The following is a 23,859-nucleotide window of genomic DNA, read 5'->3' as shown; positions in this document are numbered from 1 at the left end:
CATGGACGGGGTTGCGCCGTGCGAAGCGAAGCCGCATTCATGCGGCGCGAGCGTGTGAGGAAACGGACAGGACGTGCCGTTTACGAACTATGGTAGAAGGACACATAAATGAGTATTGAAGAATCACAAAGCTTATTCTGGGAACTGAAAGATCAGGTCAAGGGCTTTTATCCTGTAGTCAACGAAGAAGACATAACGGAGAGAATACGCCGTGTGGACGAAATGTCCATCAATGAGCCTGACTTCTGGACAAAAAAGGAATCTAAGGCGCTGCTTAAAGAGCAGTCAAACATGAAGAAATTTCTTGATGAGTGGAAAGATGTGAAAAATCTCGTGGACGAGGTTGAAACTCTCCTTGAGCTTTACGGCGAAGGCGCTGATGAGGTTGCGGAAGATATAATATCTACCACAGACAAACTGGAAGCCACAATCAGGCAGTTTGAGCTTAAACTGATCCTTGACGATCCGCACGATCCTAATAACGCAATCCTCACCATCCACTCCGGCGCAGGCGGAACAGAGTCCAATGACTGGGCGCAGATGCTTTACCGCATGTACACCCGATACGCAGAGCGCATGGGCTTCAAGTGCGAAGTGATGGACATGATAGAAGGGGAGGAAGCGGGTATAAAATCCGTTACCTTCAACATAATAGGAGCTTACGCCTTCGGTTATCTCAAGGGAGAGATAGGCGTTCACAGGCTTGTGCGCATCTCCCCGTTTGACTCCCAGAGCAGAAGGCACACATCATTCGCCTCAGTATTCGTTCTCCCTGAGATTGACGATGATATTGAGATAGAAATCAACGAATCCGAACTCCAGATAGACACATACCGTGCCAGCGGTGCGGGCGGGCAGCATATCAACACTACGGACTCCGCCGTACGCATAACTCACCAGCCGACGGGGATAGTTGTCACATGCCAGAACGAGCGCAGCCAGCATAAAAACAAAGCCCACGCAATGAAGCTCCTTAAAGCGAAGCTCTATGACCACGAAATGAAAAAGCGCAACGAAGAGCGTGACAAGCTGGAAAGCACCAAAACCGACATCGCATGGGGCAGTCAGATACGAAGCTATGTAGTCCATCCGTATAAAATGGTAAAAGACCTCAGAACCAGACACGAAACCGGAAACGTGGACAGTGTAATGGACGGCGGGCTGGAACCCTTTATCAGATCATATCTTCTTCATTCGGCAGGTATAGAAAGTGACGCAAAAGAAAATTGAGTCTTTAAGACCCACATACGCGCTGATAGACTTAAAATCATTCGCACATAACATAGAACAGGCAAGAAGCTTAAGCGGAACGGATATTATAGCCATCATCAAGGCGGACGGCTACGGTCACGGAGCCCTGAAGATGGCGGAGTACGCTTGGAGAAACTGCGGTGTGAAGCGCTTCGGCGTGGCGACAGTGCTTGAGGGGATGATCCTCCGTGAGCATCTGGGACGTGAGCCCATGATCTTTCTCCTCGGTTATGTAGATCAATTCCTCCATGAGGAGCTGTTCTCCAATAACCTCATCCCCGCTGTTTTTGATGATGAAATAGCCTCCGCTTACCATTCCTACCTCGTAAAACATGACCGCACGGCGGATATAACCCTCAAGATAGATACAGGCATGCACAGGCTGGGTTATCAGCCGGATATGGACTATTACAGCTTTACGGTGAAGTATCCCCGTTTCCGTGTATGCCATGTGATGAGCCATCTCTCAAGCTCCGACACGGATTTGGAATACAGCAATCACCAGAAGGAGCTTTTCAGCGCGTTCATAAAAAAAAATCACATAAAATCGAACACAAGCCTTCTGAACTCCTCCGGTATAGCGAATATCAAAAACGAGTTCTCGCTGGCACGCCCGGGAATAATGCTTTACGGCTATCTCTATGGCAATAATGAGGTTGCCTTAAAGAAAGTTATGAGGATATACTCAAAAGTGGTTCATATAAAAAGAATCAAAAGCGGTGAAACAGTGAGCTACAACAGACGTTTCACCGCTGACAGGGAAATGACCGTAGGCGTTGTTCCCATTGGGTATGCGGACGGCTATTCCAGACGATTTTCAAACCGTGCGGAAATGCGTGTTAACGGTGTGAACTGTCCTGTGCTGGGAACTGTCTGTATGGATATGACTATGATAGACCTCACGAATGTTCCGCTTAACGGGATGTATCCCGAAGTGGAAATTCTGGGAGATAATATAACCGCTGACAAATGGGCGGAACTGGCAGACACTATAAGCTATGAAGTTCTCTGCGGCATATCCGACAGAATACCCCGAATCTACAAAGACTAAAGGAGAAGTCCACCTGAAATGAACGGACTTTTGGCATTTATCGGCAGACCTTTTACAGTAATGAGCGTCGGAGCGGGCAGGCTCTCTCTTCTGCTCTGGGAAACGCTTCGTGTGGCATTTATGCCGCCCTACAGGTTCAGCTTGTTCATCAAGCAGGTTGAGTTCATAGGCGTAAACTCGCTCTCAGTCATAATACTCACCGGAAGCTTCACAGGAATGGTTTTCGCTTTTCAGAGTTACATAGGCTTCAGTAAGTTCGGCGCGGAATATCTGGTGGGAACTGTTGTCACCCTCGGCATGGCACGTGAACTCGGACCTGTTCTCTCTGCGATAATGGTTGCTGCCAGAGCCGGTTCAGCGATCACTGCCGAGATAGGCACAATGAAGGTTACGGAGCAGATAGACGCTCTTTCGTCCCTTGCGGTTGATCCGGTGCAGTATCTGTTTGTGCCCCGAATCCTCGCGGGAGTCTTCGTTATGCCTCTGCTCAATGCTGTTGCGGTCTTCTGCGGAACTATCGGCGGGGTTTTCGTCGGTGTGAGCATTCTCGGCATAAACAAAACACTCTATCTTGATAATATGTACCGTTATATCGACCTTTCCGACTTCATGAACGGAATGATAAAGTCTGTTGTCTTCGGACTGCTGGTAACTCTTGTAGGCTGCTACAAAGGCTATTACACATCAGGCGGCGCGGAAGGCGTAGGTAAAGCCACGACAGAGTCAGTGGTTCTTGCGTGCATACTGATTCTTGTTTTTGACTATATTCTTACGGCATTCATGTTTTAGGCGGTCTCATGGAATTTGCGATAGAACTGAAAGACGTACATAAAAGCTTCGGCGAATATAAAATCCATAAAGGGATTGATATTCAGGTGCATAAAAACGCCATCACTTACATCATAGGTCCTTCCGGAACAGGAAAAAGCGTTCTGCTCAAGCAGATGTGCGGTCTTATGCCCCCGACCAAAGGGGATGTTCTGGTGGACGGCAAAAGCATAGTCGGACTTAAAGGTAAGGATCTGCTGGAATTGAGAAAAAAATTCGGCATCCTTTTCCAGAACGCGGCGCTGTTTGATTCCATGACAGTTTTCGAGAATGTTGCCTTCCCGCTTCTGGAACACACTAAGCTTAATAAAAAACAGATCCATGACATAGTTATAGAAAAACTCCGCCTTGTGGGCTTGAGAGATATTGAAAAGAAACTCCCTTCCGAGCTTTCCGGCGGTATGAGAAAAAGAGTCGGGCTGGCAAGAGCCATAGCCCTTGAACCGCAGATTATTCTTTACGATGAACCCACCACAGGACTTGACCCGATCATGTGCGATGTGGTGGACAACCTCATAAATGACACACAGAAGGAACTGAATATAACCTCAGTTGTCATATCCCATGACATAGACAGCGCTTTGAAAATTGCCGACTATATGGCTATGCTCTATGACGGCAGGGTGGTTCTCTTCGGAACTCCGGATGAGTTTAAGTCAACTGATAATCCTTATGTGCGTCAGTTCCTTTCCGCCTCCATGGAAGGACCCATAAAAGTAATATAAGCGAGGGGTAATAGATGAAAGCAGGACTTGAAGCCAAGGTTGGCGCCTTCGTAATCATATGTTTTGTGCTGATAGGTTTTATGTCTCTTAAGGCAGGCTCGTTTTCTCTGGGCAGTCAAAAAGGGATGGAGATAAAGGCGGAGCTCAGCAATGCCGCCGGACTCACGGCAGATTCCGCAGTTATGTTCAACGGCGTGGAGGTGGGCAAGGTCACAGAGGTCAGGCTCATTAACGGAAAGCCGGTGATTACTATGGTGATCGATGAGCAGTACGAAATACCCTCAAATATTATACTCGCCGTGCGCTCCAGCGGCTTTCTCGGTGAGAAATACGCCGAACTCCAGATGAAAAGCGATGAGTTCACCGGAACGCTCCAGCAGGATGATGTAATCAGAGAATCCGCAAGCTCCACAGACTTTGACGAACTCGGAAACAAGCTCGGCGACATAGCCGGAGATGTCAAGGAGATAACCTCCGCTCTTAAAGAGGTTCTCGCCACAGCAGAAGCCAAGGATCACATGAAGATGACCCTTGAGAATGTCCGCTATACCACAGACATGCTCCGTGAGATTCTCGCCCAGAACGAGATGCGTGTAAACGCAATAATGCGCAATGTCGAATCGCTCACTGGCTCGCTGAACAGCCTTGCTGTGGGTAATCAGGAAAACATGAATGAGATTATTGCGAATATACGCCTGATCACGGAAGATCTGAGGATGCAGACTCCCCAGATAGCCGAAAACCTTAAAAATGTTACAGGCGATATAGACGACATAGTCGGCGGAAACAAAAGCGACATAAACGACACTATAAAGAGTCTCCGCGCAGTCACTGCGAAGCTTGAAACCACTGTGGACAACATGAACGACATCACCGGACAGATAAAATCCGGCGAAGGCACAGTGGGCAAACTGATTTATGATAATAAAACCATTGATAATGTAAATGAAACTCTCACTGGTCTTAAAAATACCATGGGCAAGCTGGATAAGATGAAGGTTTATCTCTCATTTGAAGGGCAGCATAACTTTGAGGAGAGCGAAAACAAAGGCTATTTCAGGCTTAAGCTTGTCCCAAACGAGAAAAGATATTATCTCCTCGGTGTTGAAAGCCATCCCAACGGGAGAGATACAACGGAAAAATTCAGTCAGAAGATATATAACGGCGGCAATCCGTCAGGCGGAGACGGCTATTGGGTGGATGTAGAAGGGGAAAGAACAGTCAACAAGGACGAGCTTACATTCACGGCGATGTATGCCCACAGGTTCTTTGACAATTTCTACTTCCGCATTGGTCTCATGGAGTCCGAATTCGGTGTGGGCGGTGACTTTTATCCGCTTAAAAATCATAAAAACCTTGAGCTCAAGCTTGATGTTTACGACTTTCCCGATGAAGACGAAGACAGAAACGTAAATGTTAAGGCGTACGCCAAATACAAATTCTTTGAGAACTTCTTCGTTACAGGCGGTGTGGACAACATAGCAAACAGCGACACCAGAACGCTTTTCCTCGGCGGCGGCGTTGAGTTTAATGACGACGACCTTAAATACCTGATGGGAAGCATTCCCTCGTTTTAAGGCAGCAGAATGAATTTTCACATTGGCATATCCACATGCCCTAACGACACATATATTTTCGGCGCTTTGCTTGAGGGGTATATCAAAACCCCTCATACTTTCACTCCGTTCATGGACGATATAGAGGTGCTCAATAATAAAGCGCTGAGCCGTGAGCTTGACATAGTTAAGGTTTCCTACGGCATGATTCCGCAGGTACTTGACGATTACGCCGTGCTGAAGGCTGGCGGGGCGCTGGGCTTCGGCTGCGGACCCTTGGTGGTTGCCGCAGGGGAGATAGACATAGCTTCGGCTAAAGGCGCCAAAATAGCCATACCCGGTGTCCACACAAGCGCTTTCAGGTTCTTCAGACACTTCTTCGGTGAGGATTATGAGTTTACCGAAATGCGCTTTGATGAAATAATGCCGGCGGTGAAAGATGGCAGAATTCTTGCCGGAGTGGTGATCCACGAAGGCAGGTTTATCTACAGGCAGGAAGGACTTGTGAAGCTCTGTGACTTGGGAGAGCTCTGGGAAGAAAAATACAAGACTCCGATCCCTCTCGGCGCGATACTCATAAGGAAAAAATACGCCTCATACGCCGATGAAATTAACTCTCTTATCAGAGAATCCATCAATTTTGCGGATACAAGGTACGCAGAAATAGAGCAGTACATTAGAAAGCATGCTCAAGAGCTTGATAATACAGTGATTAAAAGCCATATCAATCTTTATGTAAATGATTATTCCATAGATATGTCGCCCGCTATTGACGGTCTGTGCGGTTTTTTAGGCTGCAAACAAACTGATTTCGTGTGAAAACCGGCTCCCGCAAAAGCCTCAATTTCCGCTTGCGTATAATCTTCTGAGGCTTTAAAATCAATACCTATGAGAAAAATTGAACTTCTGCTTGAAATCAGCAATATCATTCTGGATGCCGAAAGCATGGAAGATGTTATTACCAGAACAGTAACCCATCTTAGGCGGGGTCTGGGCAGTGACGTCTGTTCGGTTTATCTTTTGAGCAAATTCAAAAAAGACACGCTCACGCTCATGGCTACGGACGGTCTCAGCCAGTCCGCCGTGGGCAATGTAACCATGAAAACCTCTGAAGGTCTGACAGGGCTCAGTTTCACTAACGGCGAGTATACTTTCATCAGAAACGCTTCCAAACACCCCAGATTCAACTATTTTCCCGGCATAAACGAAGAACCCTTCAATACATACATAGGCGTTCCTCTCAAGGGGCGCGCCCATATCATCGGCGTGCTTGTTTTCCAGTTCAAGAAGGACAGAAAGAACACCGAAGCTATGAAAGCGCTTATCAAAGCTGCCGCCGCACAGGTTTCCACCATAATGATGAAGCACTATCTTTATGAGCCGCACAACGATGACGATATGTACGAGGGCGAAATCAACGTGCGGGGAATACCCCTTTCCGGCGGAATAGCCATAGGCTCACCCGCTATGGTGCTTTCAAGGTTCGTGGAAAAAAACACAGGGAATCTTGATATATCCAGAGAGCTTCAGGAGCTCGAAAACGCTTTCTTGAAGACCAAGGCAGATCTCCTGAAACTTATTGATGAACTTGATAATAACGGCAGCAACTCGGATTCGGAGATTTTTCAGACACACCTGTTGATGCTGGAAGACAGCATGTTCAGGGAAGATATAAAGAAACACGTCACAGAACACAGGAAAAGCGCAGCATTCAGCGTCCGCCATGTGGCGGATAAGGTGATAAAGCGCTTTATGTCCATACCGGACAGATACATACGGGAGAGAGCAGGGGATGTTGAGGACATATCAAAACGCCTTCTCAGTCACTTGGGCGTTATGAGACGGGATGTGGAGTTGGGCGAAAACAGCATCCTCATAGCTGATGCCCTCACACCCGGGGAAACAGCTTCCCTTGACCTTGAAAAGGTTACAGGCTTCATAACCTCAAAGGACGGGGCGACAAGCCACACGGCAATCCTTGCGAAAAGCAGACATATACCAGCGGTAAGCGGAGTGAAGAAGCTCTCGGAGTTTATGGAAGTGGCGCAGACAATAATCCTTGACGGTGACAGCGGGGAGATATTTATCAACCCCACTGCGGAAAGGCTTAAGGAATATAACGAAAAGCTCAATAATATAAAGCAGAAGCCGGATCTGGGCGAGGCTGACCCGAACATTGTTCTCCCTGATGGGGAGCGGGTGTATTTCTACGCCAACGTATCAAGCCTTCTGGACGCTGAAAGGGCGCGCAGCCTCAAGGCGGACGGAATAGGGCTTGTGCGCACGGAGATTTTCTATCTTCAGAATCCCGCAGGCTTCGGATTTGAAGAGCAGGTGAAAGCATATGAGGAAATCCTCTCCATGTTTCCGGGAGATGTGGTTTTCAGGCTGTTTGACATAGGCGCGGACAAGAAAAGCAATCTTGAAATCCCTGAGGATAATCCGGCGCTGGGCAACAGAGGAATAAGGCTCCTTCTGGACGGTAAGCGGATGCTTGAGGAGCAGCTCAGGGCGCTTATTGAAGTATATTCGTCTTACCCTTCGCTGAAGATAATGGTTCCTTTTGTATCAACTCCGGAGGAGCTGCGGGATGTTGTACTCCTCGGCAGACAGATAGCGGAGGAGAGAGGAGTAAAGGCTCCGTCCTTCGGCACTATGATAGAGATCCCGTCCGCCGTATTCTACATCGAGGAGCTGGCGGAATACTGCGATTTCTTCAGCATAGGCTCAAACGATCTCTTTCAGTACTTTTTCGCGGTGGACAGAACAAACCCTGCGGTGAGCTCACTGTATCAAACTAATAATAAAGCATTTCTTGCTCTTCTTGAGCACATATACCAAAGAGTCGCCAAAACAGGCAGGAAGCTGGAAATCTGCGGCGAGATAGCGGCGGATGAACGGATCCTCAGCCACCTTATAAAAACCGGATACAGGATTTTCAGTCTGAACCCATATGTTATTAATGATTTAAGACATTTTATCAGAAATACACTCTGTTAGAATTAATGATATGATCAGTTTCTTTGATTTTACCTAATATTAAACACTTCCCAACCTATTTTTTTTCAAAAATAGTATCGTATGATAGTTTTTCACTGCATATGCTGTGCTAACTTCCCTTTATACCTTGTAAAGGAGGAAGCACAATGTTGCGTAATTTATTTGTTTATTTAGCAGTGATGATGCTGTGCGCATCATCAGTCCTTGCTGCACCGAAGCGGCAAATTGTTGAAACTGATGTTGTAGTTGTCGGTTCAGGTCTTGCCGGTCTTTCTGCTGCGGCTGTCGCCTCAGAAAACGGGCTGAAGGTTTATCTTATTGAAAAAATGCCTACATTAGGAGGAGCCGCTCCTTTTGTTGAAGGCACATTCGCTGTCGAAAGCTACATGCAGCGGCAATCTTCTGACAGGATAACAACCGATCAGGCGTGGAATATGGCAATGGAATTCAGCCATTGGAAAGCCAACGGCGCAGTGCTGAGGGCATTAATTAACCGTTCGGCGGAAAATGTCGACTGGATGAAAGAGCGCGGAGTGGTCTTTGAAAAGGTTCACACCGTAATATATAACGGTCCTAAAACATGGCATCTGTTCCATGAGGGTTCAGGTGCGACAGCCGTTAAAACTCTTGTCGATATTATCCATAAAACGGGTAATAAAACAATGACCGAAACCGCCGGGAAAAAACTCATTACTGACGGCAAAGGTAATGTCGTCGGAATAATAGCAGAAAACACTGACAGCGGTGACGAGATAGAATTTCACACCAAAGGCGGCGTAATTCTCTGCACAGGCGGATTTGCCAACAACCTGAAGATGATGAAAAAGTACATTGCCAACGCCGAACAGCTCGTTGCCGGTCCGAAAGCCGGTCGTGAAGGCGATGGTATAAACATGGCTATGGCAGCAGGAGCAGGAACGGAAAGCATGAGCTCTCTGCTTGTGCTCGGCGGCATTCCTATCGGTCAGGATCCTAACCAAACCCTCACAGACACAACCCCTCTCGGGCAGATCACCAGTGTTCTCCGTCAGCCGCTTCTCTGGGTCAGCAAGGCGGGCAACCGTTTCTTCAATGAGCAGCACTCCTCAGACTGGACTGTTTCTCAGAATGCTATTGAACGCGTCGGGAAAAGATACTTTGTTGTTATGGATCAGAACACTGTCAATGAGCTTAAAACAAAAGGAACTCTTATGCCTTACAGCGACTGGGTTCCGGCAGGAACACACTTAAACCTCATTGATGAGGGAATTAAAGAAGGCGAGAAAAAAGGCTATGCTTTCAAAGCGGATACAATTGACGCTCTTGCCAAAAAAATTGGTGTGCCCGCTGAAAATCTTAAGAAAACTGTCGCTGATATTAACAGATTTACCGATTATAACTACGATGAGGTATTCGGCAAAGACAGAAGATTTCTCCGCAAAGTCGAAAAAGGTCCTTTCTACGCAGTTGAAGGAGAACCGTCATTTATGAGCACAATCGGCGGTGTACGCATTAACGCAAACATGCAGGCTGTAACGGATGATGATACTCCGATAAACGGTCTTTATGCGGCCGGTATAGACGCAGGGGGCATGTTCGGTGATACCTACGATCTTATCATGCCCGGTTCTCTTTCAAGCTATGCGGCAACAGGAGGCAGAATCGCTTCTGAGCATATTGCCGTAAAACTTGGTAAAATTAAAAAATAACTTTAATTTGAGAGCGGCGGTAAATAAACCGCCGCCAATTTAACAAAGCGGTAGATTATGAGACAGGTATTTTTTCAAAAGCCATGGATCTACATTGAAGAACCGCCTCAACTCCGTGAAATTTATTTAAAATATGGTTCTTTGGAATCACTGGGGCGCGGCACCCCATTGATGAACGGAGGATCCGAAGGAAAATTTTATTATCTGAAAAAAGGATTGGCAGCATTCTCATTTCAGGACAAGCACGAACGAAGCTTCATCTTCAGCCTCGTTATCCCCGGGCGTGCACTTGCTGATATTGACGGTCTGACAAGAGAGTTAGTCAATGTAACTGACAGCGTGATAAGACCTTCGGAAGTTTTGAGCATCACCTACGATGTATGGCAAAAGTATATCGGTAATAACCCCGAGCTTATGCTTCTTTACACTAAAGGAGTGGTAGCTAAGGAAGAAACCCATATGGAAGCCATGATCGCCAACTATACTCTCAGTGTTCCCGAAAGGTTGAGAGTATTTTTAAAAGTGCTTGTAACTTCATATAATCCGGAAATTAAAAACGGCTGGAACATGCTCCCCATCTATCTTAGTCACAGAGAATACGCACAAATACTCGGAGCATCAGAGGTTACGGTTTGCCGCACGGTTGTTGAAATGTATGAGAAAAAATTAATGAGCAGAAACAAGCGGAATATTTACGTTCATTCGTCACTCTTTGAAGACATGTACGATTGGACTGAAACGCAGTAACCCTGCTGTTTTTTACCCGTTTGGCATTAATTTTTTACCTTTTTCTTTTGGCAGTGAAAAAACGCCCATATCAAAGAACCGCGTAACAGTTTATTAATGTGAGGATTTTATATGTTAGCCAGATATATGCCCATAACTTTTATAAAAATCAGAAAAGCGGTAATCGTACTGCTTCTGCTTTTTCTGGTATCAGCTTTTTCACCTGCAAACGCGCAGGATTACGCGCTTGGTTCAGAAGGTATAAAGGCCGCCAGCATACCCGGACCCGGCTTTTACTATGTAATGTACAACCAATATTTCTCTTCCGATGAATTCAGAGACCGCAGCGGTGATAAAATTGACAATCCTCCGGAAATCAAAACATTTGCCAACGTTCACCGTTTTATATGGATGACAAAAAAGAAAATCCTCGGTGCTGATTACGGAATGAATCTGATAATCCCGGCTGTTTATGTTGATATTGAAACAGCCGCCGGTGATGACAGCGAGTTTAATATCGGTGACACAACCATTGAACCGTTGACTCTCGCATGGCACGGCAAAAGATATGACGCTGTCTTTGGTGCTGCCATGTATCTCCCCACTGGAGAATACGACAAATCAGATTTGGCCAATACAGGCAATGATCATTATACACTGATGACTACATACGGCGTAACCTTCTATCCGGATGAAGACAAACTGTGGAGCGTTTCTGTTTTAGCCAGACATGAGAAACACTTTGAAAACAGGGATCTTGATATTACATACGGGGACGACCTGAACTTGGAATGGGGAGTAGGGCGGACAATCGGAATCTTTGATGCAGGTCTTTCAGGCTATGCTCACTGGCAGATTACTGATGATTCAGGAAAAGATGTGTCATGGGATAAATCTGTTCACGACAGGAAATTCGGAATCGGTCCGGAGCTCAACGCTTTTATCTCCCAAATCAACGGTCAGGTAAAAATAAAATATTACAAAGAGTTCAGCACTGAAGACTCAACAGAGGGCAATGCTCTCTGGTTAACCTTCTCAACGAAACTTTAGCACCATTGAAGGCAGTACGGAACTTGCATATCTGTACTGCCTAAACTCACAAATGGAGAAATAAATGTTAAATAATAAACACATATATACTATTGTACTCGTTTTTCTGACAGTCTCTCTCTGGGGTTTCGCAGAGGCTTCCGATAAACAAATTAATGCGAAGCATGCAGAAGCCGGAATAACATGTAGTGACTGCCACCAAACAGACACTCCTTCCAGATCTGCTTCGCAGCAATCGTGCAGATCCTGCCATGAGAATATTGACGCAGGTGAAAACCTTATTCTCAAAAGCGCTGACGGCAAAGAGTATTCAGTAAACCCTCATAATGCCCACACTGGTTCCCTGAGGTGCACTATATGCCATCATATTCATTCCCCTTCGGAGTTGTATTGTAACAAAGAATGTCACCATACTTTCACAATAAGTGTTCCATAGACAGGAATGCACCATGCGGAATAATATGCAAAAGCGGAGATTCATAATTCTTTTCACAATAAATTTTTTTATCACACTTGCTTTTGCGGCAAATGACTCACTTTTCCCGTTATTTTATAATAAATACTATTCACAGGGACTGACATTCGGGTTTGCGTTTGCTTTTTATGCTGCATCAAAAATATTGTTCTCACCTCTGGCAGGCAGCATTATTGACAGGTATGGTTCACGTATAGTTCTCTTTTTCGCGCTTGTATTGTTCACCACAGTCTCGCTCATGTTCTGTTTGGTACATGGAGCAAAGATTATTCTGATATTAAGAGCGTTACAGGGAATTGCGTGTGCCATGTTTCGTCCTGTGATGTACTGCCTGCTTGAGTTTTCTGAAAAACAAAGAGGAAAAACCTTGGGTATTTTTGACTTATCGTTTTATTCCGCTGTTGCGGCGGCACCGTTTACAGGCAGCGTTATTGTCGAAAATTTCGGATTCGGTTATTTATTTTTATTTATAATACTTTGCTGTTGTTTTTGCATTTTTCTTGTTTTTTTCATAGGGGAAAACAAGAAAAATGAGCCTATATACGACAAAAAACAAAGTCAGGTTTTTAAAAAGACAGAGATCAACACTATGATGATTTATATCTTTTGCAGAGCATGGGGAATTTCCGCTGTCACGGTTTTCCTTCCTATATACCTCAGCGGATTATCCGTATCTGTAAAAGGAATCGGTCTGGCTCTCAGTCTGTCAGCGTTGCTAACCGCGGTTTTTTTACCGTTTACTGGTAGATTGGCAGATTATTTTCATAAAGAAATACTTATTGTCTGCGGAGGTTTGGCAGTATCATCCCTTCTTATCGCAACCGTATTGCTTAACAGCTATGTGTATATACTTGCTGTACTGCTTTTCAGCGGTATATTCAGTGCTGTTTCCCAGCCTGCCTGCCTTGCCTTCCTGATGGAACAGAGTGAGAGCGCTGTGCACGGCAGTATCCTAGGGCACTTTAATATGTTTATGGGGCTTGGTTTTGCATGCAGCCCCGTTTTCAGCTCAATTCTTTTCAAATATGCCGGAATTAAATCAGTTTTTATATTTTCAGGACTCATGGGGATAGTTTCGACAATTGTTTTTTTCTTAATGAGAACCGGCAGAATTTCAGCTCAATCCATGTCGGCAATCGGTAATGAGCCTGCTGATTGGAGCGCAGGCAAGGTCACGGGAACATAAAAAAAGCGAGCTGTTACACCCGCTCCGTTATTAAACCTTTATATCCACATCCAGACCGATGCAGTCCCTGTATTTATCCAGTATCGGCTGAACTTCACCTTCCAAAAAGTCTGTGACCTGTTCAGGGGCTCTGCCGACAAACTTGGAAGGCTCAAGGAGACTGTCTATCTCCTCGCGGGTGAGGGGCACACCTGAGTGATTCGCAAGCCTCTCAAGAAGATCATTGTCAAGCCCTTCGGACTTAACCCGTTTTCCCGCCTCCATGGATGCCTCACGGATTATTTCGTGGAGTTCCTGCCTGTCGCCGCCGCGTTTTACAGATTCCATGATGATGTTTTCCGTTGCCATAAAAGGCAGCTCGTCCATTACACGCCTGTGGATCATCCTTTCGTAAACCACAAGACCGTCTGTTATGTTGTAAAGCAGCTCCAGAACGGCGTCCATGGTGAGGAAAGCTTCGGAGTTGCTGATTCTTCTGTTGGCAGAGTCGTCCAGAGTACGTTCAAACCACTGCGTGGCGTGGGTCATGTATGGATTTATGCTGAGTGTTATCACGTGCCTTGAGAGAGAGCATACACGCTCGCTTCGCATAGGGTTGCGTTTGTAAGCCATGGCGCTGGAGCCTATCTGGTTCTTTTCAAAGGGCTCTTCGACCTCTTTAAGGTTGGCAAGAAGCCTTATATCTGTCGCCATCTTATGGGCTGATTCCGCAAGGGAGGCGAGGGCGGCAAGCACTCTTGAATCCTGTTTTCTGGTATATGTCTGTCCCGTGATTGTGAGAACCTTGTCAAAGTCCATTTTGGAGGAAACAGTTATATCCAGCCTGCGAACCTTGTCGTGGTCACCCTCAAAAAGGTGAAGGAATGACGCCTGAGTGCCCGTGGTTCCTTTAACACCCCTGAAACGGAGGTTCTCAATGGCGAACTCAAGAGTTTCAAAATCCAGCATGAAGTCCTGAAGCCAGAGACAAGCACGCTTGCCCACAGTGGTAAGCTGAGCCGGCTGAAAGTGGGTGAAGCCGAGAGCGGGCATGTCTTTATATTTCACGGCAAATTTGGCTATATTATTCATAACGCTGATGAGTTTTTTGCGTATCAGAACCATTGCCTCTTTCATCACGATAAGGTCAGTATTATCACCGACATAAGCGCTCGTAGCACCGAGATGTATTATCGGCATAGCCTTCGGGCATACTTTACCGAAAGTGTGAACATGCGCCATAACATCATGGCGGAATTTCCTTTCCATTTCAGCAGCATAGGGGAAATCTATATTGTCAACATTTGCCTTCATCTCGGCGATCTGCTCATCGGTGATGTTAAGCCCCAGCTCCTTTTCTGATTCGGCAAGTGCTATCCAAAGCTTTCTCCATGTAGAGAATTTTTTGTGTGGAGAGAAGAGGTAAAGCATCTCTTTACTTGCGTATCTCTCGTTGAGAGGGTTTGAGTAAGTATTGATGTCCATTTTATGTCCTTTCATAGTATTTTATCCGGTCTTCGGTCTTAGTAATCTGACTATGCACGTACTGTCAGAAGTTGTAGTTATTCTTTTATCTTAGCCGCCCATGAACGGGCTTTCTCTTTTATCTCATCCTCATCGATGACAGTAATAATCCCTTTTTTCATCAGACACTTGCCATTTACATAAACATCAGTGACGTCCCGCTGGCTTGCGGAATATATAAGGTGCGAAACAGGATTGTATACGGGAGTCAGGTTCACTGCATCAAATGAAAGAACGAAGAAGTCTGCCTTGTAACCCGCTTTCAGTTCACCGCATTTTCCAAGTCCGAGGGCTTTTGCGGCGTTTTTGGTAGCCATATCAAGCACTGTCGCAGCATCCAGAACGGTCGCATCCATATTAAACGCCTTATGGAATTTGGCAACGCTGCTCATTTCACCAATCATATCAATATCATTGTTGCTTGCCTGTCCGTCAGTTCCGATGGTGACGTTCATTCCGGCGTCGAGCATCTTTTTGACAGGTGAAAATCCGCTGGCAAGCTTCATGTTGCTTTCAAGGCAATGCGATACGCACACGCCCTTGCTGCCCATGAGTTCGATTTCTTCATCAGTGGGGTGTATTGTGTGGGCGAAGATCGACTTTATATCGAACGCTCCGACCTCGTTCATGAGCTCAACTGGCGATTTGCCATATCTTTCTGTTATATCAGCTCTTTCTGTAGGTGCTTCCAGAAGGTGGGTATGCAGCAGAATATCATGTCTGCCGCAGAACTCCACGCATTTACGGAAATTGTCCGGATTAACCGTATACGGAGCGTGCGGACAGATGGAAATATCTATTGTTTCATGATCTTTGTATTTCTGATAAAGGGCGGCGCCTTTGGAGATGTAATCATCAGCGCCTTTGCCGGTTTTGGTGGGGAAATCCAGCACCCCGACACCCACTACACCGCGAAGCCCGCATCTGATAAGGGCTGAAGCCACATGATCGGAGAAAAAGTACATATCATTGGCGCACACCGTTCCGCAGCGTATCATTTCCACGGCGGAGAGCAGGGTGGCGTCATGCACGAATGTTTCCGAAAGCCACTTGGATTCCACAGGCCATATGTGGTTCCTGAGCCAGTCCATGAGAGCGAGATCGTCCGCAAGCCCTCTGAACATTGACATAGGAAGGTGGGCGTGGGTGTTTATAAGCCCGGGGAATATGGCGGAATTTTCACGCCTGACAACCTCACAGCCGTTTTCAGGCGCGGGGGCAAGACCCTCGATTATATTGTCATTGATTACAAGATATTTATTCTGCTCAATCTTTCCGTCATAGTAGATCCAGTCTGCGTAGATTGCCTTTTTTGTCATTTAAAACCTGCTATCAGAGGGATTTCCGAAGGCGAATCAATGAAATAATCCGCCTGAACAGCTCTCAATTTACCATAGCCGTATTTACAAAAGCAAGTTTTTATACCCGCTCCGGCGCCGCTTTCTATATCGGTGTAGTTGTCGCCAATCATCAGGGTTTCCTCAGGAGAAAAGCCCTTTTCTTTCAATATTTCACGAACGGGCAGAGGCGAGGGCTTCTTCTCATGGAAACAGTCAAAGCCGTACCAGCCGTCCAGATATTTATCCAGCCCGAAGTGCCGTACTATGGAGTCGGTGTACTCTGTTGCCTTATTTGAGAGCACCACCTGACAGACTCCGGCTGCCTTAAAGCGTTCCATAATGTCTGTAATTCCATCATAAGGTTTTGTTGTTTCCACCAGCTTTTTGTTGTAGATTTCCCTAAAGCAGTTTTCTATATTTTCGCTGTATTTCTCTGATGATACAGCTCTTTCTATAAGCTTACTTATTCCGTCACCGACATAGGTTTTCGTGGTCTCTATACCGAATTTTTCCAAATCAAACTTTTCCATAGTATCCATCAGAGAGGAGTGAATATCATCCAGAGTATTGAGAACCGTACCGTCAAGATCAAAAATTATCATCCTAAACATTGCATTATCCGTTAATTTTTTTATTTTAAATTCAATCGTATAGGGTATATATTATAAGAACACAGTGATTTTTGTGAAGTTCAAAATAGAAAAAACAAATAAATTTTATGGGGCATTGTAATGAGGATGTCTAAAAAGACCGAATATGCGGTGCACAGTCTTGTGATTATAGCTTGCAGATGCGGCAGCCATGTTCAGCTTGAAGAGCTTGCGGAAAAGCAGAATATATCAAAATCTTATCTCGCAAAAGTGATGCAGGAGCTCTCTAAAACAGGAATGATAAAAGCAAGTCCGGGTGTAAACGGCGGATACTGCATTGGAAAAGAGCTGACTAAAATAACTCTCGCTGATATATTCCGTGTGTTTGAAGACACGCCGAAAAGTATCTCCTGCCAGTTTGCCAACAGAAACTGTGATGCTCAAGGTGTTTGCGAAATAACGCAAAGAGTAGGGAAAGCTTTTGAAAAGCTTTACGAAGAACTGGAAAAAACCTCTCTTGCGGATCTGGTGGCTAAGGCAGATGTGTCCAGCTTTTCCTTAAGCTGGCTGAAAGGATAAAAAATCGGTGCTGTAATGAAAGTGCAGCGCCGAATTTCCTCTTCTAATGCAAGAAAAAGACTCAGCCCTTGTCTTTACCTGTCGAGATTCCTCAGACAGGGTTTAAAACCTAAATAATCAACCGTCTTTTCGTACACAGCAGCTTCTAAGATACCAACAAGGCTCTGTTTTCCTATCCGGCAGAGCCTGTCATTTTACTTCAATTCCGGTATACCTCTCTTTTAACTTAACATAATATATCTTATCAGACGTTTTTAAAATGAAACTATCGCTTCCCTTCTGGATAATCAATCCAGTGATTTTAAGCAGAGAAAAATCGAGGCTCTAAAATCCCCTGAGAACTGATTTAGCAAAAAGGTTAAAGCAAAGACACTCCTTTGCTCAAATCATCGCAACCGAGAGAGTTTTCCCCTGTAAAAAGAACTGTTTCCGATTGATATTCTTATATCGTACATCGATAAACAATCATTTGCTCTTTTCAATGGATAAATTTAGGTACTAATCTAAATTATTTTTACTAAAGATTAAATAATACCATTTTAATCATAGTTATCCTATATGATTGATTTTCTTGAATATTTTTATTGCATGGCAAGCATTGAGTGTTATTATTTACTTGTATGCACCACTTTGCCATTGCGACAGGTTCTGCATAAATACACCAATTATATATCTAAATAACAGGAGGCTAAGTTATGGATGCCTTGATGCTGTCACGAATCCAGTTTGCAGTTACTGCCGGATTCCACTTCATCTTTGTTCCGCTAACCCTTGGCTTGGTAGTTCTTATCGCCTTTATGCAGACGGTCTATGTAAGAACAGGAGATCGAGACTATCTCAGAATGACTAAATTCTGGGGCAAGCTTTTTCTCATAAACTTTGCTATCGGTGTGGTTACAGGGATAACTCTTGAGTTTCAGTTCGGGATGAACTGGGCTGAGTATTCAAAATACGTCGGGGATATATTCGGAGCGCCGCTTGCGATTGAAGCCACGGTAGCTTTTTTCCTTGAATCCGTCTTTCTGGGCATATGGATTTTCGGCTGGAAAAAGGTTTCCAAACGGGTTCACCTCTTCTCTATATGGATGGTAGCTCTCGGTTCCAATCTTTCGGCGTTATGGATTCTCATCGCAAACGGATGGATGCAGCACCCTGTGGGTTATACCATAATAAACGGCAGAGCCGAACTGACAGACTTTACGGCGGTAATACTCTCCCCCTACGCATGGCTTAAATTTTTTCACACAGCAACAAGCGGATGGGTGATCGGCGCATTCTTTGTAATGGGTGTTTCCGCTTATCATCTTCTTAAGGGGAATGAGGTTCAGATATTTAAAAAATCCATGAAAACCGCCGCTATATTCGGACTTTTCTCATCTCTCGCAGTCGCGGGAATAGGTGATTTTCACGCGGCAGAAGTGGCTAAAACTCAGCCCTCCAAATTTGCGGCAATGGAATCTATCTGGGAAACAGAAAAAGGAGCGCCGGTAATACTTTTCGCCATACCTGACGAAGAGGGAGAACGCAACTCTGTGGAATTATTCCCCATCCCCAAACTTGCCAGCTTCATGGCTTTTAAGGAGTGGAACGCGGAGGTTACCGGTCTCAGGGATATACCAGCCAAAGACCGTCCGCCTGTAACGCCTGTATTTCTGGGATTCCGCCTTATGGTCGGATTAGGCGCACTGTTTATACTGCTCGCAGGCACTGCACTCTACTATTTGCGCAAGGGTACCCTGAGCAATAAAAAATGGCTGCTTCGCGCCCTTCTCTACTCCATACCCCTGCCGTATATAGCGGCACAGCTCGGCTGGATTGTGGCTGAGGTCGGTCGCCAGCCGTGGATTGTTTACGGTCTCATGCGAACAGAAGACGGAGTCTCAGTGAATCTGACAACGCAGCAGGTGGCAATATCGCTTGCGGGGTTTTTCATCTTCTACGGAACACTTATGCTAATAGACTTCTACCTTTTGTTTAAGTTTTCTGCTAAAGGACCTGAGAAAGAAGGTCGCAGAACAGCAGAGGCGGTGTAATATGATGCTCCAAACACTATGGTTTGTTTTATGGGGTCTGCTTTGGGCTGTTTATTTTATGCTCGACGGATTCGACTTCGGCGCCGGAATGCTCCACCCGTTTATCGGCAAAACAGATATGGAACGCAGACAGATAATAAATTCACTCGGTCCCGTGTGGGACGGCAATGAGGTATGGCTGGTCACTGCGGGCGGCGCGACTTTTGCCGCATTTCCCACAACATATGCCTACATGTTCAGCTGGTTTTATACTCCGCTGCTTATAATCCTTTTCGGACTCATAATCAGAGGCGTATCTTTTGAATTCAGAGGCAAGGCAGAGTCTGACAAATGGAAAAAAACATGGGATTTCCTTATATCTCTCAGCAGCTTTGTCCCTCCTTTCCTCTTCGGTGTGGCTTTCGGCAACATATTTCAGGGACTCCTGCTGGATGGTTACGGATATTTCGGAACAACCTTTGATCTGCTCAATCCATACGGACTGCTTACCGGAGCGGTGTTTGTAGTATTTTTCATCACCCACGGCGCACTGTGGATAGGTCTTAAAACAGACGGCAGGGTATCGGAGCGGGCAGTTTCACTGATGCCGTATCTTGTTCCGCTGCTCGCTTTCGCTGTGGTGATGTTCCTGATTGCCACCTTCTTCTCAACACCGCTTTTTGGGAACTTCTTCAAGATGCCCATACTGTTCCTACTGCCTGCTGTATGCGCTCTTGGCATTGTATATGTTTATTTTATATACAAAAAATCGCTGTTTCAGGCGTTTCTAGCCTCATGCGCCGCTGTGCTTACATTTATATTCACCGGTGTTGCGGGACTTTACCCTAACCTGCTCCCATCAAAAATCAACCCGATGTACAGCATAACAGCATTCAACTCATCCTCCAGCGACTATACACTGATGATAATGACTGTTGTGGTGCTGATATTTATTCCAATAGTAATCGCGTACCAGATATGGACATATTACATATTCAGACATCCGGTGAAACCGGAGGATGTAACAGACCCCGACGTGGAAACATACTGAGAATTTCCGCTGCCTGTAAATTTAGAGGAGCCTTCGGGCTCCTTTTTTGTTATACTGATCTGTGATTTATGAGGGAAAAATGGACGAAATTATTACACGTTTTAAAGAGAGATTTGAAACGCTCAGCCCTTTTCAGAGGTTTCTGGGCATGAAGCTGGAGGTAACGGAAAGATTCACCCCCGTTATCACCTTCAAAATGAGAAACGAGCTGATAGGCAACTTCGATTACGGTATTCTCCACGGCGGAGTTATAGCCTCTGTCATGGATGTAACCGCGGGAATCTCCGCCCTGCTCTGCCTGCCTGTGAAGTATCCCGGAGAGTCGGCAGACCAGATAATGAAGCGTGTAAGCAAGGTCGGCACAATTGACCTGCGTATAGATTATATTCAGCCCGGACGGGGCAAGTCATTCACCGCGACAGGCGAAACTCTCCGAGCCGGAAACAAGATAGCCGTCTCCACGGCAAAGCTTCATAATGACGAAGGCTTACTCATCGCCGCCGGAACAGGGACTTATCTTATCGGATAAATATCTGTGAATAAATATTATACATTCTGTTTAAGTTTCCCCCTGCCCTTTGACTCTTTCTCAAGCTTGACATTTCTAATGCTTTTTATTAAGTTGTATATACAACATGGTGGCTGATGGATAAAACTGACGAAATCACAGAGTTCGCATTGACAGTTATCGAAGAATGCACAGCAGGAAAAATGCGCCTCATGAACAGAGTAATAACCGGCATTTACGACAGAGAGCTGAAGAAGCACGGCTTAAAAATCAGTCAGGCGTCTATCCTGATCTCTCTGGCGGCAGACGGGGCTAAAAAGCGTTCCGAGATCAGCAGAATACTTCGGATGGAGAAATCCACCGTAACCAGAAACTTGGATAGAATGATAAAAAACGGCTGGCTGTACGAAACCGGGGACGAAAGAATAGACATCTCTGAAAAAGGCAGAGAACTGCTTCTTGCCTCTCGTCCGGACTGGAAGAATGTTCAGACCAAAATATATGATATATTGGGAGAAGACGGTATCAACGCCGTCAAGCTTATCTCTCGTCGTATCAAATACGGAAGGTGATTATATGCCAAAGACAATTCAACTTAAAAGAGTCGTGGTTACAGGGCTAGGCGCAGTTTCCCCTCTCGGCAACAATGTTGCGGATTCATGGAATAATCTTATGAGCGGAGTCAGCGGCGCAGGACCTATTACCAAATTTGACGCATCCGGCTTCAAAACCCGTTTCGCATGCGAGGTAAAAGGATTTGATACATTATCGTATTTTGACGCAAAGGAAGCCCGCAGGCTGGATATATTCAGCCATTACAGCATAGCGGCGGCGGACGAGGCTTTTAGAGACGCAAATCTGAACATTGCGGAATTTGACAAAACCCGCGCAGGTGTCATATGGTCATCCAGCGTTGGCGGTATGCCCACTATGGACGAACAGATTATAGACTACGCCTCACATCGGGGAAAACCCCGATTCTCCCCTTTTCTCGTTCCTAAAATTATCACGAACATAGCCTCAGGTCTCATTTCCATCAGGTTCGGACTTATGGGAATAAACTTCTGCCCCGTTTCCGCATGTGCTTCATCGACAAACGCCATAGCCGATGCTTTCAATTATATCAGACTCGGCAAGGCGGACATCATCATTACAGGCGGCGCTGAATCTGCCATCTGCGATTCATCCATGGGAGGTTTCAACGCAATGAAAGCGCTTTCCGAGCGAAATGATGCTCCCGAAAAGGCTTCACGCCCGTTTGACAAGGATCGCGATGGATTTGTAATGGGCGAAGGCGCAGCTGGACTTGTTCTTGAGGAATATGAACACGCCAAAGCCAGAGGAGCTAAGATATATGCCGAGGTTCTGGGCGCAGGATTTGCAGCGGATGCTTATCACCTCACTGCCACTCACCCTGAGGGCATGGGAGCTTATCTCGGGATGAAAAACGCTCTTGAAGATGCAGACTTGAAAGCAGAGGATGTGGATTATCTCAATGCGCATGCTACTTCCACCCCCACTGGTGACGATAGCGAAATAAGGTCTATTATCAAGCTTTTCGGCGAAAAACCCAAAAACCTGTCCATCAGTGCTACAAAATCTATGACGGGGCATCTGCTTGGTGCAGCCGGAGCTATAGAAGCGCTTATTTGCGTTATGACGATTAAGGACGGTGTAATACCGCCCACTATAAATACGGAAAACCTTGACGACGATACACCGCAGGGGCTGGACATCATTCTCGGCAAAGCAAGGAAAAAGTCTGTGAACGTTGCGATGAGCAATACCTTTGGATTCGGTGGACACTGTGCCATAGCTGTTTTCGGTAAACTTCGCTGATTCTTCACTCGAAAATTAATAAAAGCAGCCGGACGGCTGCCTTTATTGTATTATAAGGTATTCATGCTAACAAAGTTATAGCATTTACTGGACATGCCTCGACGCATTTCACACAATCTGATGGTATACAAAAATATCTCTTTGTTTTTGCCTTGTCATTATCCATATAGATAAGGCTTGCTCCGCAGACTATCACGCATAATCCACAACCAGTGCATTTATCTTCATCAATTACAACTCTAGTGCTCATTTTGTTTCCTGAACGGTAGTTGTTTTACTTCGATGTCTGCACCGTTTTTTACAATGGATGTATCGCTTGAACTATTAAATATAATTTGTTCACCGACAAAACTGCTGCCGTTTACTTCAAGAGTCACAATATCGTCGTTAATTGTGAAGAACAGGTTATTGTATTTCAAAGTTATCGGAAAAACCGGTATTTCGGGATCAATGTCCCCTTCTGTCAAAAAATAACTGTTTACTATCAAATCACTCCCGTTTTTTATTATCATACAGTAACCATTACGTTCCACAGTGAAGCTTGAAAGATAATCAACATTTATTGTTGTGTTATTATAAGTAACAGTCATTCCGGGAAATCCTAAGGATTCTGCCTTCTTGAGTTTTTTATTATAATCATAAGGAATATCTTTTGCGGAAAAGACTATCTCATCCCCGTCCTTACGCAATTTGAACTGTTTTTTTTCTTTGTCATATGCCGAATTACCATCATCAAAGGACTCTCCTTTGATTTTAGCTTCTCTGATGCTGACGGGATCCGTAGCAATCTCACTTCCGTAAGCGGCACATCCGAAACTCCAAACCAATACTCCGGTCAGAGCAGCATTTTTGATAAAACTTCTGCGTGATGATTTCATAAAGTCTCCTTATTTTTGTTGAA

At 45.4% G+C, this 23,859-nt stretch carries 23 protein-coding genes; 18 read left to right on the top strand and 5 right to left on the bottom strand.

What is annotated here, in order from left to right; all coding sequences use genetic code 11:
* Positions 1-108: 108 nt before the first annotated feature.
* The 12 genes from prfB to EP073_RS14095 all read left to right on the top strand — a co-directional run bounded on the left by prfB (position 109) and on the right by EP073_RS14095 (position 13,536).
* Positions 109-1,230, top strand: a complete 1,122-nt coding sequence (gene prfB / locus EP073_RS07770) for a peptide chain release factor 2 (RefSeq protein WP_128466586.1) — start codon at positions 109-111, stop codon at positions 1,228-1,230.
* Positions 1,211-2,302 carry an alanine racemase gene (gene alr, locus EP073_RS07765; RefSeq protein WP_128466585.1) on the top strand — a complete coding sequence of 364 codons (1,092 nt, stop codon included), beginning with the start codon at positions 1,211-1,213 and terminating at the stop codon, positions 2,300-2,302. Before prfB ends, alr begins: the two co-directional genes overlap by 20 nt.
* An 18-nt stretch (positions 2,303-2,320) precedes the next feature.
* Complete coding sequence (locus tag EP073_RS07760) at positions 2,321-3,091, top strand: MlaE family ABC transporter permease (RefSeq protein WP_128466584.1); 771 nt, start codon at positions 2,321-2,323, stop codon at positions 3,089-3,091.
* 8 nt (positions 3,092-3,099) lie between these two features.
* Positions 3,100-3,855: an ABC transporter ATP-binding protein gene (locus tag EP073_RS07755; protein ID WP_128466583.1), complete on the top strand. Its 756-nt coding sequence runs from the start codon at positions 3,100-3,102 to the stop codon at positions 3,853-3,855.
* Positions 3,856-3,869: 14 nt separating this feature from the next.
* Complete coding sequence (locus EP073_RS07750; protein ID WP_128466582.1) at positions 3,870-5,432, top strand: MlaD family protein; 1,563 nt, start codon at positions 3,870-3,872, stop codon at positions 5,430-5,432.
* Positions 5,433-5,441: 9 nt separating this feature from the next.
* Complete coding sequence (locus EP073_RS07745; protein WP_128466581.1) at positions 5,442-6,230, top strand: 1,4-dihydroxy-6-naphtoate synthase; 789 nt, start codon at positions 5,442-5,444, stop codon at positions 6,228-6,230.
* Between the two features lie 69 nt (positions 6,231-6,299).
* On the top strand, positions 6,300-8,411 hold the full coding sequence (gene ptsP / locus EP073_RS07740; RefSeq protein ID WP_128466580.1) for a phosphoenolpyruvate--protein phosphotransferase: 2,112 nt from the start codon (positions 6,300-6,302) through the stop codon (positions 8,409-8,411).
* Positions 8,412-8,557: 146 nt separating this feature from the next.
* Positions 8,558-10,099, top strand: coding sequence for an FAD-dependent oxidoreductase (locus EP073_RS07735; RefSeq protein ID WP_128466579.1), 1,542 nt, complete (start codon positions 8,558-8,560; stop codon positions 10,097-10,099).
* 57 nt (positions 10,100-10,156) lie between these two features.
* Complete coding sequence (locus tag EP073_RS07730; RefSeq protein WP_128466578.1) at positions 10,157-10,846, top strand: Crp/Fnr family transcriptional regulator; 690 nt, start codon at positions 10,157-10,159, stop codon at positions 10,844-10,846.
* Between the two features lie 111 nt (positions 10,847-10,957).
* Positions 10,958-11,875 (top strand): SphA family protein, encoded by a 918-nt coding sequence (locus tag EP073_RS07725; protein ID WP_128466577.1) that lies wholly within the window; start codon positions 10,958-10,960, stop codon positions 11,873-11,875.
* Positions 11,876-11,939: 64 nt separating this feature from the next.
* Positions 11,940-12,311 carry a cytochrome c3 family protein gene (locus EP073_RS14185; protein ID WP_128466576.1) on the top strand — a complete coding sequence of 124 codons (372 nt, stop codon included), beginning with the start codon at positions 11,940-11,942 and terminating at the stop codon, positions 12,309-12,311.
* A complete protein-coding gene (locus EP073_RS14095; protein WP_347338907.1) occupies positions 12,301-13,536 on the top strand; it encodes an MFS transporter in 1,236 nt (411 codons plus the stop codon). The genes EP073_RS14185 and EP073_RS14095 overlap by 11 nt, the downstream gene beginning before the upstream one ends.
* A gap of 30 nt (positions 13,537-13,566) precedes the next feature.
* On the opposite strand, the gene purB is transcribed toward EP073_RS14095, so the two are convergent.
* The 3 genes from purB to EP073_RS07700 all read right to left on the bottom strand — a co-directional run bounded on the left by purB (position 13,567) and on the right by EP073_RS07700 (position 16,990).
* Positions 13,567-15,000 (bottom strand): adenylosuccinate lyase, encoded by a 1,434-nt coding sequence (gene purB / locus EP073_RS07710; protein ID WP_128467797.1) that lies wholly within the window; start codon positions 14,998-15,000, stop codon positions 13,567-13,569.
* A 77-nt stretch (positions 15,001-15,077) separates the two neighbouring features.
* Positions 15,078-16,358 (bottom strand): amidohydrolase family protein, encoded by a 1,281-nt coding sequence (locus EP073_RS07705; protein WP_128466574.1) that lies wholly within the window; start codon positions 16,356-16,358, stop codon positions 15,078-15,080.
* Complete coding sequence (locus EP073_RS07700; RefSeq protein WP_128466573.1) at positions 16,355-16,990, bottom strand: HAD family hydrolase; 636 nt, start codon at positions 16,988-16,990, stop codon at positions 16,355-16,357. The genes EP073_RS07705 and EP073_RS07700 overlap by 4 nt, the downstream gene beginning before the upstream one ends.
* 120 nt (positions 16,991-17,110) lie before the next feature.
* Between EP073_RS07700 and EP073_RS07695 the strand changes: the two genes are divergently transcribed.
* From EP073_RS07695 to fabF, 6 genes are all read left to right on the top strand, one after another.
* Positions 17,111-17,548: an RrF2 family transcriptional regulator gene (locus EP073_RS07695; protein ID WP_128466572.1), complete on the top strand. Its 438-nt coding sequence runs from the start codon at positions 17,111-17,113 to the stop codon at positions 17,546-17,548.
* A gap of 695 nt (positions 17,549-18,243) precedes the next feature.
* On the top strand, positions 18,244-19,581 hold the full coding sequence (locus EP073_RS07690; RefSeq protein WP_128466571.1) for a cytochrome ubiquinol oxidase subunit I: 1,338 nt from the start codon (positions 18,244-18,246) through the stop codon (positions 19,579-19,581).
* Position 19,582: 1 nt separating this feature from the next.
* On the top strand, positions 19,583-20,611 hold the full coding sequence (gene cydB, locus EP073_RS07685; RefSeq protein WP_128466570.1) for a cytochrome d ubiquinol oxidase subunit II: 1,029 nt from the start codon (positions 19,583-19,585) through the stop codon (positions 20,609-20,611).
* A 79-nt stretch (positions 20,612-20,690) separates the two neighbouring features.
* Positions 20,691-21,140, top strand: a complete 450-nt coding sequence (locus EP073_RS07680; protein WP_128466569.1) for a thioesterase family protein — start codon at positions 20,691-20,693, stop codon at positions 21,138-21,140.
* Between the two features lie 116 nt (positions 21,141-21,256).
* Positions 21,257-21,691 carry a MarR family winged helix-turn-helix transcriptional regulator gene (locus EP073_RS07675; RefSeq protein ID WP_128466568.1) on the top strand — a complete coding sequence of 145 codons (435 nt, stop codon included), beginning with the start codon at positions 21,257-21,259 and terminating at the stop codon, positions 21,689-21,691.
* 4 nt (positions 21,692-21,695) lie between these two features.
* On the top strand, positions 21,696-22,958 hold the full coding sequence (gene fabF, locus EP073_RS07670; RefSeq protein WP_241653977.1) for a beta-ketoacyl-ACP synthase II: 1,263 nt from the start codon (positions 21,696-21,698) through the stop codon (positions 22,956-22,958).
* A 61-nt stretch (positions 22,959-23,019) separates the two neighbouring features.
* On the opposite strand, the gene EP073_RS14145 is transcribed toward fabF, so the two are convergent.
* Positions 23,020-23,208, bottom strand: coding sequence for a ferredoxin family protein (locus tag EP073_RS14145; protein WP_128466567.1), 189 nt, complete (start codon positions 23,206-23,208; stop codon positions 23,020-23,022).
* Positions 23,198-23,836, bottom strand: a complete 639-nt coding sequence (locus tag EP073_RS07660; RefSeq protein ID WP_128466566.1) for a hypothetical protein — start codon at positions 23,834-23,836, stop codon at positions 23,198-23,200. Before EP073_RS07660 ends, EP073_RS14145 begins: the two co-directional genes overlap by 11 nt.
* Positions 23,837-23,859: the final 23 nt, after the last annotated feature.

The sequence above is a fragment of the Geovibrio thiophilus genome (assembly GCF_004087915.1).
Lineage (GTDB): Bacteria > Chrysiogenota > Deferribacteres > Deferribacterales > Geovibrionaceae > Geovibrio > Geovibrio thiophilus.
Note: the sequence above shows the minus strand (reverse complement) of the source record. Positions and strands in the feature narration are given on the sequence as shown.

Coding starts and splice junctions, on each gene's coding strand:
- prfB (WP_128466586.1), top strand. CDS start 109: ATGAGTATTGAAGAATCACAAAGCTTATTCTGGGAACTGAAAGATCAG.
- EP073_RS07760 (WP_128466584.1), top strand. CDS start 2,321: ATGAACGGACTTTTGGCATTTATCGGCAGACCTTTTACAGTAATGAGC.
- EP073_RS07755 (WP_128466583.1), top strand. CDS start 3,100: ATGGAATTTGCGATAGAACTGAAAGACGTACATAAAAGCTTCGGCGAA.
- EP073_RS07750 (WP_128466582.1), top strand. CDS start 3,870: ATGAAAGCAGGACTTGAAGCCAAGGTTGGCGCCTTCGTAATCATATGT.
- EP073_RS07745 (WP_128466581.1), top strand. CDS start 5,442: ATGAATTTTCACATTGGCATATCCACATGCCCTAACGACACATATATT.
- ptsP (WP_128466580.1), top strand. CDS start 6,300: ATGAGAAAAATTGAACTTCTGCTTGAAATCAGCAATATCATTCTGGAT.
- EP073_RS07735 (WP_128466579.1), top strand. CDS start 8,558: ATGTTGCGTAATTTATTTGTTTATTTAGCAGTGATGATGCTGTGCGCA.
- EP073_RS07730 (WP_128466578.1), top strand. CDS start 10,157: ATGAGACAGGTATTTTTTCAAAAGCCATGGATCTACATTGAAGAACCG.
- EP073_RS07725 (WP_128466577.1), top strand. CDS start 10,958: ATGTTAGCCAGATATATGCCCATAACTTTTATAAAAATCAGAAAAGCG.
- EP073_RS14185 (WP_128466576.1), top strand. CDS start 11,940: ATGTTAAATAATAAACACATATATACTATTGTACTCGTTTTTCTGACA.
- purB (WP_128467797.1), bottom strand. CDS start 15,000: ATGGACATCAATACTTACTCAAACCCTCTCAACGAGAGATACGCAAGT.
- EP073_RS07705 (WP_128466574.1), bottom strand. CDS start 16,358: ATGACAAAAAAGGCAATCTACGCAGACTGGATCTACTATGACGGAAAG.
- EP073_RS07700 (WP_128466573.1), bottom strand. CDS start 16,990: ATGTTTAGGATGATAATTTTTGATCTTGACGGTACGGTTCTCAATACT.
- EP073_RS07695 (WP_128466572.1), top strand. CDS start 17,111: ATGAGGATGTCTAAAAAGACCGAATATGCGGTGCACAGTCTTGTGATT.
- EP073_RS07690 (WP_128466571.1), top strand. CDS start 18,244: ATGGATGCCTTGATGCTGTCACGAATCCAGTTTGCAGTTACTGCCGGA.
- cydB (WP_128466570.1), top strand. CDS start 19,583: ATGATGCTCCAAACACTATGGTTTGTTTTATGGGGTCTGCTTTGGGCT.
- EP073_RS07680 (WP_128466569.1), top strand. CDS start 20,691: ATGGACGAAATTATTACACGTTTTAAAGAGAGATTTGAAACGCTCAGC.
- EP073_RS07675 (WP_128466568.1), top strand. CDS start 21,257: ATGGATAAAACTGACGAAATCACAGAGTTCGCATTGACAGTTATCGAA.
- fabF (WP_241653977.1), top strand. CDS start 21,696: ATGCCAAAGACAATTCAACTTAAAAGAGTCGTGGTTACAGGGCTAGGC.
- EP073_RS14145 (WP_128466567.1), bottom strand. CDS start 23,208: ATGAGCACTAGAGTTGTAATTGATGAAGATAAATGCACTGGTTGTGGA.
- EP073_RS07660 (WP_128466566.1), bottom strand. CDS start 23,836: ATGAAATCATCACGCAGAAGTTTTATCAAAAATGCTGCTCTGACCGGA.